At 43.4% G+C, this 13,549-nt stretch carries 15 protein-coding genes; all 15 read left to right on the top strand.

Annotation, left to right across the window (positions count from 1 at the left end):
- Positions 1-10 precede the first annotated feature (10 nt).
- Positions 11-1,489, top strand: coding sequence for a stage IV sporulation protein A (spoIVA, locus tag KHQ79_RS19750; RefSeq protein WP_004398133.1), 1,479 nt, complete (start codon positions 11-13; stop codon positions 1,487-1,489).
- A gap of 372 nt (positions 1,490-1,861) precedes the next feature.
- Complete coding sequence (hbs, locus tag KHQ79_RS19755; RefSeq protein ID WP_003153447.1) at positions 1,862-2,140, top strand: non-specific DNA-binding protein Hbs; 279 nt, start codon at positions 1,862-1,864, stop codon at positions 2,138-2,140.
- 187 nt (positions 2,141-2,327) lie between these two features.
- A complete protein-coding gene (gene folE / locus KHQ79_RS19760) occupies positions 2,328-2,900 on the top strand; it encodes a GTP cyclohydrolase I FolE (RefSeq protein WP_003225516.1) in 573 nt (190 codons plus the stop codon).
- A gap of 21 nt (positions 2,901-2,921) precedes the next feature.
- Positions 2,922-3,149: a trp RNA-binding attenuation protein MtrB gene (mtrB, locus tag KHQ79_RS19765; protein WP_003225517.1), complete on the top strand. Its 228-nt coding sequence runs from the start codon at positions 2,922-2,924 to the stop codon at positions 3,147-3,149.
- Between the two features lie 163 nt (positions 3,150-3,312).
- The gene (gene hepS / locus KHQ79_RS19770) at positions 3,313-4,068 is read left to right on the top strand and encodes a heptaprenyl diphosphate synthase component 1 (RefSeq protein ID WP_225516662.1); all 756 of its coding nucleotides are present in this window, start codon (positions 3,313-3,315) and stop codon (positions 4,066-4,068) included.
- 6 nt (positions 4,069-4,074) lie between these two features.
- On the top strand, positions 4,075-4,776 hold the full coding sequence (gene menG, locus KHQ79_RS19775; RefSeq protein ID WP_060398908.1) for a demethylmenaquinone methyltransferase: 702 nt from the start codon (positions 4,075-4,077) through the stop codon (positions 4,774-4,776).
- A gap of 25 nt (positions 4,777-4,801) precedes the next feature.
- Entirely contained in the window at positions 4,802-5,764 is a 963-nt protein-coding gene (hepT, locus tag KHQ79_RS19780) for a heptaprenyl diphosphate synthase component II (protein ID WP_004398107.1), read from the top strand.
- 115 nt (positions 5,765-5,879) lie between these two features.
- Positions 5,880-6,329: a nucleoside-diphosphate kinase gene (gene ndk / locus KHQ79_RS19785; protein ID WP_010886554.1), complete on the top strand. Its 450-nt coding sequence runs from the start codon at positions 5,880-5,882 to the stop codon at positions 6,327-6,329.
- A gap of 237 nt (positions 6,330-6,566) precedes the next feature.
- Positions 6,567-7,337 (top strand): protein-glutamate O-methyltransferase CheR, encoded by a 771-nt coding sequence (gene cheR / locus KHQ79_RS19790; protein ID WP_004398101.1) that lies wholly within the window; start codon positions 6,567-6,569, stop codon positions 7,335-7,337.
- Positions 7,338-7,411: 74 nt separating this feature from the next.
- Complete coding sequence (aroC, locus tag KHQ79_RS19795; protein ID WP_019258758.1) at positions 7,412-8,584, top strand: chorismate synthase; 1,173 nt, start codon at positions 7,412-7,414, stop codon at positions 8,582-8,584.
- Entirely contained in the window at positions 8,584-9,672 is a 1,089-nt protein-coding gene (aroB, locus tag KHQ79_RS19800; RefSeq protein ID WP_225516663.1) for a 3-dehydroquinate synthase, read from the top strand. The genes aroC and aroB overlap by 1 nt, the downstream gene beginning before the upstream one ends.
- The gene (gene aroH / locus KHQ79_RS19805) at positions 9,669-10,052 is read left to right on the top strand and encodes a chorismate mutase (RefSeq protein ID WP_225516664.1); all 384 of its coding nucleotides are present in this window, start codon (positions 9,669-9,671) and stop codon (positions 10,050-10,052) included. The genes aroB and aroH overlap by 4 nt, the downstream gene beginning before the upstream one ends.
- Positions 10,053-10,266: 214 nt before the next feature.
- On the top strand, positions 10,267-11,814 hold the full coding sequence (gene trpE / locus KHQ79_RS19810) for an anthranilate synthase component I (RefSeq protein WP_225516665.1): 1,548 nt from the start codon (positions 10,267-10,269) through the stop codon (positions 11,812-11,814).
- The gene (gene trpD, locus KHQ79_RS19815; RefSeq protein ID WP_225516666.1) at positions 11,786-12,802 is read left to right on the top strand and encodes an anthranilate phosphoribosyltransferase; all 1,017 of its coding nucleotides are present in this window, start codon (positions 11,786-11,788) and stop codon (positions 12,800-12,802) included. Before trpE ends, trpD begins: the two co-directional genes overlap by 29 nt.
- Positions 12,795-13,547: an indole-3-glycerol phosphate synthase TrpC gene (trpC, locus tag KHQ79_RS19820; protein WP_004398090.1), complete on the top strand. Its 753-nt coding sequence runs from the start codon at positions 12,795-12,797 to the stop codon at positions 13,545-13,547. The genes trpD and trpC overlap by 8 nt, the downstream gene beginning before the upstream one ends.
- The last annotated feature ends 2 nt before the right edge of the window (positions 13,548-13,549 follow it).

The raw sequence follows: 13,549 nt of genomic DNA on the forward strand, positions 1-13,549 counted from the left end.
AGGGGATCACTTGGAAAAGGTCGATATTTTCAAGGATATCGCTGAACGAACAGGAGGCGATATATACTTAGGAGTCGTAGGTGCTGTCCGTACAGGAAAATCCACGTTTATTAAGAAATTTATGGAGCTTGTGGTGCTCCCGAATATCAGTAACGAAGCAGACCGGGCACGTGCGCAGGATGAACTGCCGCAAAGCGCAGCCGGCAAAACGATTATGACTACAGAGCCTAAATTTGTTCCGAATCAGGCGATGTCTGTTCATGTGTCAGACGGACTCGATGTCAATATAAGATTAGTAGATTGTGTAGGTTACACAGTTCCCGGTGCAAAAGGATATGAAGATGAAAACGGGCCGCGGATGATTAATACGCCTTGGTACGAAGAACCGATCCCATTTCATGAGGCTGCTGAAATCGGCACACGAAAAGTCATTCAGGAACACTCGACCATCGGAGTTGTCATTACGACAGACGGCACCATTGGGGATATCGCCAGAAGTGACTATATAGAGGCTGAAGAAAGAGTTATTGAAGAGCTGAAAGAGGTTGGCAAACCCTTTATTATGGTCATCAACTCAGTGAGGCCGTATCACCCGGAAACAGAAGCCATGCGCCAGGATTTAAGCGAAAAATATGATATCCCGGTATTGGCAATGAGCGTGGAAAGCATGCGGGAAACAGATGTGCTGAATGTGCTCAGAGAGGCCCTCTACGAGTTTCCGGTGCTTGAAGTGAATGTCAATCTCCCAAGCTGGGTAATGGTACTGAAAGAAAACCATTGGCTGCGTGAAAGTTATCAGGAATCCGTGAAGGAAACCGTTAAGGATATTAAGCGTCTCCGGGATGTAGACAGGGTTGTCGGCCAATTCAGCGAGTTTGAGTTCATTGAAAGTGCCGGGTTAGCCGGAATCGAGCTGGGCCAAGGGGTGGCTGAAATTGATTTGTACGCGCCGGACCAATTATATGATCAAATCCTGAAAGAAGTGGTGGGCGTTGAAATCAGAGGAAGAGACCATCTGCTTGAGCTCATGCAGGACTTCGCCCATGCGAAAACAGAATATGATCAAGTGTCCGATGCCTTAAAAATGGTCAAACAGACGGGATACGGCATTGCAGCGCCTGCTTTAACAGATATGAGTCTCGATGAGCCGGAAATTATACGGCAGGGCTCACGATTCGGTGTGAGGCTGAAAGCTGTCGCTCCGTCGATCCATATGATCAAAGTAGACGTCGAAAGCGAGTTCGCGCCGATTATCGGAACGGAAAAACAAAGCGAAGAGCTTGTACGCTATTTGATGCAAGACTTTGAGGATGATCCGCTCTCCATCTGGAACTCCGATATCTTCGGAAGATCACTGAGCTCAATTGTGAGAGAAGGGATTCAGGCAAAGCTGTCATTAATGCCTGAAAACGCACGGTACAAATTAAAAGAAACGTTAGAAAGAATTATAAACGAAGGCTCAGGCGGCTTAATCGCCATCATCCTGTAATACCGCAAGACCTCTTTATAGAATGGGAGGTCTTTTTTCTTTGCTCTTAATAATGGAAAAGGATCAAAGAATAGGATGAAAAAAGTAAAAAAAGGAATATTTGTTCGATAAATCACGTTAAATCCTTGACGAGCAAGGGATTGACGCTTTAAAATGCTTGATATGGCTTTTTATATGTGTTACTCTACATACAGAAATTCTTCACTTTGTTGGACAAACATTCCTCAGAGTGCAGTTTTTCGTAAAAAGCCGTTTAATTGTCTTTCTTGCCTGCTCTGATTTTTTTCTGAGACAGGTTTAGAATCAGACTGAACTGTGAAGAAATGATAATAAACGAACTGAATGTATTCCTTTTGGGAGGAGGTGAAAGGCATGAACAAAACAGAACTTATCAATGCGGTTGCAGAAGCAAGCGAATTGTCTAAAAAAGACGCTACAAAAGCAGTTGACTCTGTTTTTGATACGATCTTAGATGCACTTAAAAACGGTGATAAAATTCAACTGATCGGTTTTGGTAACTTCGAGGTGCGTGAACGTTCTGCACGTAAAGGACGCAATCCTCAAACAGGTGAAGAAATCGAAATTCCAGCAAGCAAAGTACCTGCTTTCAAACCAGGTAAAGCGCTTAAAGACGCAGTTGCCGGAAAATAATTGTGAATATAGATCGTGTATGCATCTAGCTTACATACACTTTATTTCTTCACAGAAAAGCCCCTTTCTAAGGGGCTTTTCATATTTCAAGAGCATGGGCTTCCTGGCAGGGCATTCACTTTGCTTTTAGCGGGGCATGTGTGCTAGAATCGAAATTAAATGTATTCATTGGTGGAGGACATAGAACATGAAAGAAGTTAATAAAGAGCAAATCGAACAAGCTGTTCGTCAAATTTTAGAAGCGATCGGAGAAGACCCGAATAGAGAAGGGCTTCTTGATACTCCGAAAAGAGTCGCAAAGATGTACGCCGAAGTATTCTCCGGCTTGAATGAAGATCCGAAAGAACATTTCCAGACTATCTTCGGTGAAAACCATGAGGAGCTTGTTCTTGTAAAAGATATCGCGTTTCATTCTATGTGTGAGCATCACCTTGTTCCCTTTTATGGAAAAGCACACGTTGCATATATACCGCGAGGCGGAAAGGTCACAGGCCTCAGCAAACTGGCACGTGCCGTTGAAGCTGTTGCAAAGCGCCCGCAGCTTCAGGAACGCATCACTTCTACTATTGCGGAAAGCATCGTAGAAACGCTTGACCCGCACGGCGTAATGGTAGTGGTTGAAGCAGAACACATGTGCATGACGATGCGCGGAGTAAGAAAACCGGGTGCAAAAACTGTTACTTCAGCAGTCAGAGGCGTTTTTAAAGATGATGCTGCTGCCCGTGCTGAAGTATTGGAACATATTAAACGCCAGGACTAATAAAGATAGAGGGTGCTATAAATGAACGAAAAGCATTCAAGTGATTTTGTCGTCATTAAAGCGGTTGAGGACGGAGTGAATGTGATCGGCCTGACAAGAGGAACAGACACAAAGTTTCACCATTCCGAAAAACTCGACAAGGGAGAAGTAATCATCGCTCAGTTTACAGAGCATACTTCTGCCATTAAGGTCAGAGGAGAGGCACTCATTCAAACCGCATACGGAGAAATGAAAAGCGAAAAAAAATAAGCTGGCTGTTCCCGCTGTTCAACGCAAATGCTCGCAAACAGCGGGTGAATACAGCCAATTTCTTTTTTTTATGCTATAATGATACCTGCGTAAGCGAATGAAAAGATAAAACTCATACATAGATTAAGAAATAAATGTGAATTTGGGGACAAGGGTGATATTTTTGCAAGACATCTACGGAACTTTAGCCAATCTGAACACGAAATTAAAACAAAAGCTGTCTCATCCTTATTTAGCGAAGCATATTTCTGCGCCAAAGATTGATGAGGATAAGCTTCTTCTTTTTCATGCTTTATTTGAGGAAGCCGACATAAAAAACAACGACAGAGAAAATTATATTGTAACAGCGATGCTTGTACAAAGCGCCCTTGATACCCATGATGAAGTGACGACAGCCAGAGTCATAAAACGAGACGAAAACAAAAACCGCCAATTGACTGTTCTCGCAGGCGATTATTTCAGCGGGCTGTACTACTCTTTGTTATCTGAAATGAAGGATATCTACATGATTCGGACGCTTGCTACAGCTATCAAAGAAATCAATGAACATAAAATTCGTCTCTATGACCGTTCTTTCAAGGATGAACACGATTTTTTCGAAAGTGTCGGCATCGTTGAATCAGCTTTATTCCATCGGGTGGCGGAACACTTCAACCTCCCGCGCTGGAAAAAGCTGTCGAGTGATTTTTTTGTATTTAAGCGGCTTATAAACGGAAATGATACATTTCTGGATGTGATCGGCAGTTTTATACAGCTGGGAAAAACAAAAGAAGAGATATTAGAAGATTGTTTTAAAAAAGCGAAAAACAGCATTGAGTCACTTTTGCCTCTAAATTCACCTATTCAGCATGCTTTATTAAACCGCCTGAAGACAATCAGCCAAAATCAAACCTATCATCAGAAAGTGGAAGAAGGGTAAACCATTATGCAGGAATCAAAAGAACAGCGCGTTCATGGAGTATTTGAAAAAATATCTAAAAACTACGACCAAATGAACTCTGTCATCAGTTTTCAGCAGCATAAAAAATGGCGCGAAAAAACGATGCGCATCATGGATGTGAAAGAAGGTGCCAAAGCGCTTGATGTTTGCTGCGGAACGGCTGACTGGACGATCGCTCTTGCAAAAGCAGCCGGCAAAAACGGCGAGATCAAGGGCTTGGATTTCAGTAAAAATATGCTGAGTGTCGGCCAGCAGAAAGTAAAAGACGGCGGATTCAGCCAAATTGAACTGCTGCACGGAAATGCGATGGAGCTTCCTTTTGATGATGATACGTTTGATTATGTCACGATTGGCTTCGGACTCCGCAATGTCCCTGATTACTTGACTGTGCTGAAAGAGATGAGACGTGTGGTGAAGCCGGGCGGCCAGGTCGTATGTCTGGAAACGTCCCAGCCGGAAATGTTCGGATTCAGACAGGCTTACTTTATGTACTTTAAGTATATTATGCCGTTTTTCGGGAAACTGTTTGCAAAGAGCTATAAAGAATATTCTTGGCTTCAAGAATCAGCCAGAGAATTCCCTGGAATGAAGGAACTGGCAGGCCTGTTTGAAGAGGCGGGCTTGAAAAATGTCAAATATCATTCGTTTACTGGCGGAGTCGCTGCCACGCATATCGGATGGAAATGAAAACACAGATGTTTGGGTGAATGATATGAAATTTAAAATGGCCTACTCTTTTTTAAATGACGATATTGATGTAATCGAAAGAGAACTTGAACAAACCGTGCGTTCCGATTACCCGCTTTTAAGCGAGGCGGGTCTTCATCTGCTGCAGGCAGGAGGGAAGCGCATTCGGCCTGTTTTCGTGCTGCTTTCCGGCATGTTTGGCGATTACGATATTAATAAGATTAAATATGTCGCCGTCACTCTGGAAATGATTCACATGGCATCTTTGGTTCATGATGATGTTATTGACGATGCCGAGCTTCGCAGAGGGAAGCCGACAATCAAAGCAAAGTGGGACAATCGCATTGCGATGTACACAGGCGATTATATGCTTGCGGGATCACTTGAAATGATGACGAGAATTAACGAACCGAAAGCCCATAGGATTTTGTCACAGACTATTGTTGAAGTTTGTCTTGGGGAAATCGAGCAGATCAAAGACAAATACAACATGGAACAAAATCTCAGAACGTATCTCCGCCGCATCAAAAGAAAAACGGCGCTCCTGATCGCAGTAAGCTGCCAGCTCGGTGCCATTGCGTCCGGAGCTGATGAAAAGATTCATAAGGCGCTGTATTGGTTTGGGTATTACGTCGGCATGTCTTATCAAATTATTGATGATATTCTTGATTTTACTTCAACTGAAGAAGAGCTGGGCAAACCTGTTGGAGGAGATTTGCTTCAAGGGAATGTCACATTGCCAGTGCTGTATGCCCTGAAAAATCCAGCATTAAGAAACCAGCTTAAATTGATTAACAGCGAGACTACGCAGGAACAGCTTGAACCAATCATTGAAGAAATCAAAAAAACAGATGCAATTGAAGCATCTATGGCAGTAAGCGAAATGTATCTGCAGAAAGCTTTCCAGAAATTAAACACGCTTCCGAGAGGACGTGCACGTTCGTCTCTTGCGGCCATCGCAAAATATATCGGTAAAAGAAAATTTTAATTTTTGTAGATATTAAGAAATTTCTCCGCCCCGGATTGATTAATTATCAGAAAGATGTTACGATTTCGGTGTGCAGTGTGAAAGCCTATACATACATAATGATGGGGTGGAGAATGTGATGGAAAAGACTTTTATCATGGTGAAACCAGACGGTGTCCAACGTCAGCTCATTGGTGATATTTTATCCAGATTCGAGCGTAAGGGCTTACAATTAGCTGGTGCCAAGTTAATGAGAGTGACAGAACAAATGGCTGAGAAACACTACGCCGAACATCAAGGGAAGCCTTTCTTCGGAGAGCTCGTTGAGTTTATTACTTCAGGACCTGTATTCGCAATGGTTTGGGAAGGCGAAAATGTCATTGAAGTGACGAGACAGCTGATCGGAAAGACAAATCCAAAAGAAGCTTTGCCTGGTACGATTCGGGGAGATTATGGCATGTTTGTCGGGAAAAACATCATCCACGGCTCTGATTCTCTCGAAAGTGCTGAACGCGAGATTAACATTTTCTTTAAGAATGAAGAATTAGTATCATATCAACAGCTCATGGCAGGCTGGATCTATTAATCATTATGAAAATAAGTAACAGAGCCGGCACCATGTAATGCCGCCGGTTTTCATTCTGTTTTGTAAAGGTTTACATTAAAGTGAATAAAGGGTGAAACGGCAGTGTGCATCAGACCCCTGCCTTTCCCAACCGATCTAAAATCAGCTGAAAAGCTGATTTTTTTATTGAAACAATACAATTTCCTGATAAAACAAGCTATACTAGGACAAAAAGACAGCGAGACTGGGAGAGTAGAGATGGATACATACAGCGTATTTACAACAAAATGGAAGCAATTAACCGGAGTCGATTTGACATTATATAAAGAAGCACAAATGAAAAGAAGGCTGACGTCGCTTTATGAGAAAAAGGGGTATCAGAGCTTTAAGGAGTTTGCGGCGGCATTGGAAAAGGATCAAGCTCTCTTAAATGAAACATTGGACAGAATGACGATCAATGTTTCAGAATTTTATCGTAATTATAAAAGATGGGAAGTTCTTGAGACTGCTATTCTGCCGTTAATCAAGCACTCTAAGCCTTTAAAGATATGGAGTGCCGCCTGCTCAACGGGTGAGGAGCCTTATACGCTTGCCATGCTTTTGGATCAGCAAAAAAGTCTTCCCGGCTTTCAAATTCTTGCGACTGATATTGATGAAAAAGCATTGGAGAAAGCGAAAAAAGGCATCTATCAGGAGCGGTCTTTACAGGAAGTTCCATCATCTGTGAAGGATCGTTATTTTACTCAAAACGCAAATAGAAGCTATGAAGTAAAAGCAGAAATCAAAAAAAATATTACATTCAAAAAGCATAATCTGCTGGCGGATCGTTATGAACAAGACTTTGACTTAATCGTGTGCCGCAATGTATTTATTTATTTTACAGAAAGCGCGAAGGAAGAACTTTATTTGAAAATGGCACATAGCCTGAAAAAGAATGGAGTTCTCTTTGTCGGCAGCACTGAGCAAATCTTTAATCCTGAGAAATTTGGCCTGGCTCCAGCCGATACATTCTTTTATCAAAAAAGATAGACTGACTTTTTGCTGAAAAATATGTTATAGTAGTTTTACTTAAAAGCGTTAATGCGATGAAGGGAGAAGAAGTCATGAGATATTTAACAGCCGGAGAATCACACGGCCCCCAACTGACAACCATTATTGAAGGTGTGCCTGCCGGGCTTTACATAACGGAGGAAGATATCAATTTTGAGCTTGCCAGACGCCAAAAAGGCCACGGCCGCGGCCGCCGCATGCAAATCGAAAAAGATCAGGCCAAAATTATGAGCGGGGTGCGCCATGCCCGCACACTCGGTTCGCCAATTGCTCTCGTTGTAGAAAACAACGATTGGAAACATTGGACAAAAATCATGGGCGCAGCTCCGATTACAGAAGATGAAGAAAAGGAAATGAAACGCCAAATTTCCAGACCGAGACCTGGGCACGCTGATTTAAACGGTGCGATTAAATATAATCATCGTGATATGAGAAATGTGCTTGAGCGCTCTTCAGCAAGGGAAACAACTGTCAGAGTGGCAGCAGGGGCTGTCGCTAAAAAAATTCTTTCTGAGCTTGGAATTAAGGTAGCGGGCCACGTATTGCAAATTGGCGCAGTTAAAGCTGAAAAAACAGAATATACGTCAATTGAAGACCTGCAGCGTGTAACGGAGGAGTCTCCGGTCAGATGCTACGATGAAGAAGCAGGCAAAAAAATGATGGCTGCCATTGATGAAGCGAAGACAAACGGAGATTCCATCGGCGGAATTGTAGAAGTCATTGTCGAGGGAATGCCGGTAGGCGTGGGCAGCTACGTCCATTATGACCGCAAGCTGGACAGTAAGCTTGCTGCTGCAGTGCTGTCAATTAACGCATTTAAAGGTGTGGAATTCGGCATCGGCTTTGAAGCGGCCGGCAGAAATGGAAGCGAAGTCCATGACGAGATCATTTGGGACGAGGAAAAGGGCTATACTCGCGCTACAAATAGGCTTGGAGGACTGGAAGGCGGCATGACGACAGGAATGCCGATTGTCGTCCGCGGAGTTATGAAGCCGATTCCGACTTTATATAAACCGTTGAAGAGTGTGGATATTGAAACGAAAGAACCGTTTTCTGCCAGTATTGAACGTTCAGACAGCTGTGCAGTGCCTGCGGCAAGTGTAGTAGCTGAAGCTGCTGTTGCATGGGAAATTGCAAACGCAGTCGTTGAACAATTCGGCTTAGATCAAATCGACCGCATTAGAGAAAATGTGGAGAATATGAGAAAACTGTCGAGGGAATTTTAATGAGAACACTGCATGTTCAAACCGCTTCCTCGTCGTATCCTGTTTTTATCGGGCAAGGCATCAGACAAGAGGCTTGCGAACTATTAACCTCTCTAAACAGGCCTTTAACACGGATTATGCTTGTCACGGATGAAGAGGTGGATCGCCTGTATGGTGATGAAATGCTTCATTTGCTGCAAGAAAAATGGCCTGTGAAAAAAGTGACGGTGCCGAGCGGAGAGCAGGCGAAATCCATGGACATGTATACAAAACTGCAGAGTGAAGCGATTCGTTTTCATATGGATCGCTCCTCATGCATCATCGCATTCGGTGGCGGTGTTGTAGGAGATCTTGCCGGTTTTGTGGCTGCTACTTTTATGCGCGGCATTGATTTCATTCAAATGCCTACGACGCTTTTGGCGCATGACAGCGCAGTCGGAGGAAAAGTAGCCGTGAATCATCCGCACGGAAAAAATCTAATCGGTGCGTTTTATCAGCCGAAAGCCGTGCTCTACGATACAGACTTTCTGCGTTCTCTCCCCGAAAAAGAGCTTCGGTCCGGAATGGCAGAAGTGATTAAACACGCTTTTATCTATGACAGAGCGTTTCTGGAAGAGCTGCTGAATATCCGCTCACTGCACGATATCACAAGTGATCAGCTGAATGACATGATTTTTAAAGGCATTTCAATTAAAGCGTCTGTCGTTCAGCAGGATGAAAAAGAAGAGGGGATTAGAGCCTACTTAAACTTCGGACATACGCTCGGCCATGCCGTTGAGGCGGAATATGGATACGGACAGATCACTCACGGTGATGCCGTAGCCCTCGGAATGCAGTTTGCTTTATATGTAAGCGAAAAGACAGTGGGCTGTGAAATGGACAGAAAACGTTTGGTCAGCTGGCTAAAAAGCCTGGGCTATCCAAGTCAAATCAAAAAAGAGATGGAAACTTCGGTTCTTTTAGACCGTATGATGAATGATAAGAAGACCCGCGGCGGGAAGATTCAATTTATCGTGCTCAACGAATTAGGAAAAGTTGCTGATCACACATTTTCCAGAAATGAACTTGAGAGCTGGCTGAACAAATGGCGATTGGAGGAGACATCATGATGATTCGCGGAATTCGCGGAGCAACTACAGTTGAACAGGATACTGAAGAAGAAATTTTACAAAAAACAAAACAGCTGTTAGAAAAAATCATAGAAGAAAACAAAACAAAGCCTGAAGATGTTGTTCAAATGCTTCTTTCGGCGACACCTGATTTGCACTCCGTTTTCCCGGCAAAAGCAGTTCGTGAGCTTTCAGGATGGCAGTACGTGCCGGTAACCTGTATGCAGGAAATGGACGTAACCGGCGGTCTGAAAAAATGCATAAGAGTCATGATGACCGTCCAGACAGATGTTCCTCAGGATCAGATCAGACATGTATATTTAGAAAAAGCCGTCGTATTAAGACCCGATTTATCATTGACAAAAAATACTGAATTGTAATACGATAGGAACAGCTTAGAAATACACAAGAGTGTGTATAAAGCATTGAATGAGTTGAGTTAGAGAATAGGGTAGCAGAGAATGAGTTTAGTTGAGCTGAGACATGTATGTTTATTCTACCCAAAAGAAGCCTTTCTTTTGGGTTTATTTGTTATATAATAGTTTATCCTCTCATGCCATCTTCTCATTCTCCTTGCCATAAGGAGTGAGAGCAATGAATTTCCAATCAAACATTTCTGCATTTTTACAGGACAGCTTGTCCAACCACACCATACCGATTGTGGAGACCTTCACAGTCGACACGCTGACACCCATTCAAATGATAGAGAAGCTCGATAGGGAGATTACGTATCTTCTTGAAAGCAAGGATGATACTTCTAATTGGTCGAGATATTCGTTTGTCGGCCTGAATCCATTTCTCACAATTAAAGAAGAGCAGAGCCGTTTTACAGCCGCTGATCAGGACGGCAGAGCTCTTTATACAGGAAGTGAACTCAAAGAAGTTCTGAACTGGATGAATTCCACGTACAAAATCAAAACGCCAGAGCTTGGCATTCCTTTTGTCGGCGGAGCTGTTGGGTATTTAAGCTATGATATGATCCCGCTGATTGAGCCTTCTGTTCCTCCGCATACAAAAGAAACAGGAATGGAAAAGTGTATGCTGTTTGTTTGCCGGACAATAATTGCGTATGATCATGAAACTAAAAATGTCCACTTTATCCAATATGCAAGACTCAATGGCCAGGAAACTGAAAACGAAAAAATCGATGTGTTTCATCAAAATCATCAAGAGCTCCAAGACCTCATTGAAAAAATGATGGATCAAAAAAACATAAAAGAGCTGTTTCTCTCTGCTGATTCATATAAGACGCCCAGCTTTGAGACTGTCTCTTCTAATTATGAAAAATCGGCTTTTATGGCTGATGTAGAAAAAATCAAAGAATATATAAAAGCGGGCGATATCTTCCAAGGCGTTTTGTCACAAAAATTTGAGATTCCGATAACAGCAGATGCCTTTGAGTTATACCGAGTGCTGCGGATCGTCAATCCTTCTCCGTATATGTATTATATGAAACTCCAAGACAGAGAAATAGTCGGCAGCTCTCCGGAACGGTTAATCCACGTTCAGGACGGGCACTTGGAAATCCATCCGATTGCCGGAACGAGAAAACGGGGCGCAGACAAAGAGGAAGATGAAAAACTCAAAGTTGAGCTAATGAAGGATGAAAAAGAAAAAGCAGAGCACTACATGCTCGTTGATCTTGCCCGGAACGATATCGGCAGAGTAGCAGAGTATGGATCTGTATCTGTACCGGAGTTCACAAAAATTGTCTCCTTTTCACATGTCATGCACATTATCTCGGTGGTTACAGGCCGATTGAAAGAAGGGGTTCATCCTGTCGATGCACTGATGTCCGCTTTCCCGGCGGGAACGTTAACAGGCGCACCAAAAATCCGTGCCATGCAGCTTTTGCAAGAGCTGGAGCCAACACCGAGAGAGACATACGGAGGCTGCATCGCCTACATCGGATTTGACGGTAATATCGACTCTTGTATTACGATTCGCACTATGAGCGTAAAGGACGGTGTTGCATCGATACAAGCAGGTGCTGGTATTGTTGCGGATTCTGTTCCGGAAGCCGAATACGAAGAAAGCTGTAATAAAGCCGGTGCGCTGCTGAAAACGATTCATATTGCAGAAGACATGTTCCATAGCAAGGAGGATAAAGCTGATGAACAAATTTCTACAATTGTGCGTTGACGGAAAAACACTCACTGCCAGTGAGGCAGAAACGCTGATGAATATGATGATGACAGCGGAAATGACTCCTTCTGAAATGGGCGGTATATTGTCTATTCTTGCTCATCGGGGAGAGACGCCAGAAGAGCTTGCGGGCTTTGTGAAGGCGATGCGGGCGCGCGCTCTTACCGTAGATGGACTTCCTGATGTTGTAGATACATGCGGAACTGGAGGAGACGGTATTTCTACTTTTAATATCTCAACGGCATCTGCAATTGTTGCCTCAGCAGCCGGTGCGAAAATCGCTAAGCACGGCAATCGCTCTGTCTCTTCTAAAAGCGGAAGCGCTGATGTTTTAGAGGAACTAGAGGTTCCAATTCAAACTACTCCCGAAAAGGTCAAAAGCAGCATTGAAACAAACAACATGGGATTTCTTTTTGCGCCGCTTTATCATTCGTCTATGAAACATGTAGCGGGTACTAGAAAAGAACTAGGTTTCAGAACGGTATTTAATCTGCTTGGACCGCTCAGCAATCCTTTGCAGGCGAAGCGTCAGGTGATCGGGGTCTATTCCGCTGAAAAAGCGGGACTGATGGCAAGCGCACTGGAAACGTTTCAGCCGAAGCACGTCCTGTTCGTATCCAGCCGCGACGGTTTAGATGAGCTTTCAATTACAGCACCAACCGATGTGATTGAATTAAAGGACGGAGAGCGCCGGGAATACACCGTTTCACCCGAAGATTTCGGTTTTGCAAATGGCAGAATTGAAGATTTACAAGTGCAGTCACCGAAAGAGAGTGCCTGTCTCATTCAGAATATTTTTGAAAATAAAAGCAGCAGTTCCGCTTTATCTATTACTGCTTTTAATGCAGGGGCTGCGATATACACGGCGGGGATAACCGCCTCACTGAAGGAAGGTACGGAGCTCGCGTTAGAGACGATTACAAGCGGAGGCGCTGCCGCGCAGCTTGAACGACTAAAGCAGAAAGAGGAAGAGATCTATGCTTGAAAATATTATCAAACAAAAGAAAGAAGAAGTAAAAACACTGGTACTGCCGGAAGAGCAGCTTTTCGAAAAACGTTCATTTAAAGAGGCGCTGGCAAGTCCGAATCGGTTTATCGGATTGATTGCCGAAGTGAAGAAAGCGTCACCGTCAAAAGGGCTTATTAAAGAGGATTTTGTCCCTGTACAGATTGCAAAAGACTATGAAACTGCGCAGGCAGATGCGCTTTCCGTATTAACAGACACCCCGTTTTTTCAAGGGAAAAACAGCTATTTATCAGACGTAAAGCGTGCTGTATCAATTCCTGTACTCAGAAAAGATTTTATTATTGATTCTCTTCAAGTGGAGGAATCGAAAAGAATCGGAGCGGATGCCATACTGTTAATCGGCGAGGTGCTTGATCCCTTACATCTTCATGAATTATATCTTGAAGCAGGCGAAAAGGAGATGGATGTGTTAGTAGAGGTTCATGATGCATCAACGCTTGAACAAATATTGAAAGTATTTATGCCTGCTATTCTCGGCATAAACAACCGAAACCTAAAAACATTTGAAACCTCTATAATGCAGACAGAACAAATCGCATCTCTCGTACCGAAAGAATCCCTGCTTGTCAGCGAAAGCGGAATCGGTTCTTTAGAACATTTAACATTTGTCAAAGAACATGGAGCACGAGCTGTGCTTATCGGTGAATCATTGATGAGACAAACATCACAGCAAAAAGCAATCCATGCTTTGTTTGGGGAGTGAGG

Origin of the sequence: Bacillus sp. TSO22, from assembly GCF_020223595.1 — a bacterium.
In the GTDB taxonomy this organism is placed as follows: domain Bacteria; phylum Bacillota; class Bacilli; order Bacillales; family Bacillaceae; genus Bacillus; species Bacillus inaquosorum.

Bases quoted from the DNA above. Each gene is read 5' to 3' on its own strand.
- hbs (WP_003153447.1), top strand. From the start codon at position 1,862: ATGAACAAAACAGAACTTATCAATGCGGTTGCAGAAGCAAGCGAATTG.
- folE (WP_003225516.1), top strand. From the start codon at position 2,328: ATGAAAGAAGTTAATAAAGAGCAAATCGAACAAGCTGTTCGTCAAATT.
- mtrB (WP_003225517.1), top strand. From the start codon at position 2,922: ATGAACGAAAAGCATTCAAGTGATTTTGTCGTCATTAAAGCGGTTGAG.
- menG (WP_060398908.1), top strand. From the start codon at position 4,075: ATGCAGGAATCAAAAGAACAGCGCGTTCATGGAGTATTTGAAAAAATA.
- hepT (WP_004398107.1), top strand. From the start codon at position 4,802: ATGAAATTTAAAATGGCCTACTCTTTTTTAAATGACGATATTGATGTA.
- cheR (WP_004398101.1), top strand. From the start codon at position 6,567: ATGGATACATACAGCGTATTTACAACAAAATGGAAGCAATTAACCGGA.
- aroC (WP_019258758.1), top strand. From the start codon at position 7,412: ATGAGATATTTAACAGCCGGAGAATCACACGGCCCCCAACTGACAACC.
- aroB (WP_225516663.1), top strand. From the start codon at position 8,584: ATGAGAACACTGCATGTTCAAACCGCTTCCTCGTCGTATCCTGTTTTT.
- aroH (WP_225516664.1), top strand. From the start codon at position 9,669: ATGATGATTCGCGGAATTCGCGGAGCAACTACAGTTGAACAGGATACT.
- trpE (WP_225516665.1), top strand. From the start codon at position 10,267: ATGAATTTCCAATCAAACATTTCTGCATTTTTACAGGACAGCTTGTCC.
- trpD (WP_225516666.1), top strand. From the start codon at position 11,786: ATGAACAAATTTCTACAATTGTGCGTTGACGGAAAAACACTCACTGCC.
- trpC (WP_004398090.1), top strand. From the start codon at position 12,795: ATGCTTGAAAATATTATCAAACAAAAGAAAGAAGAAGTAAAAACACTG.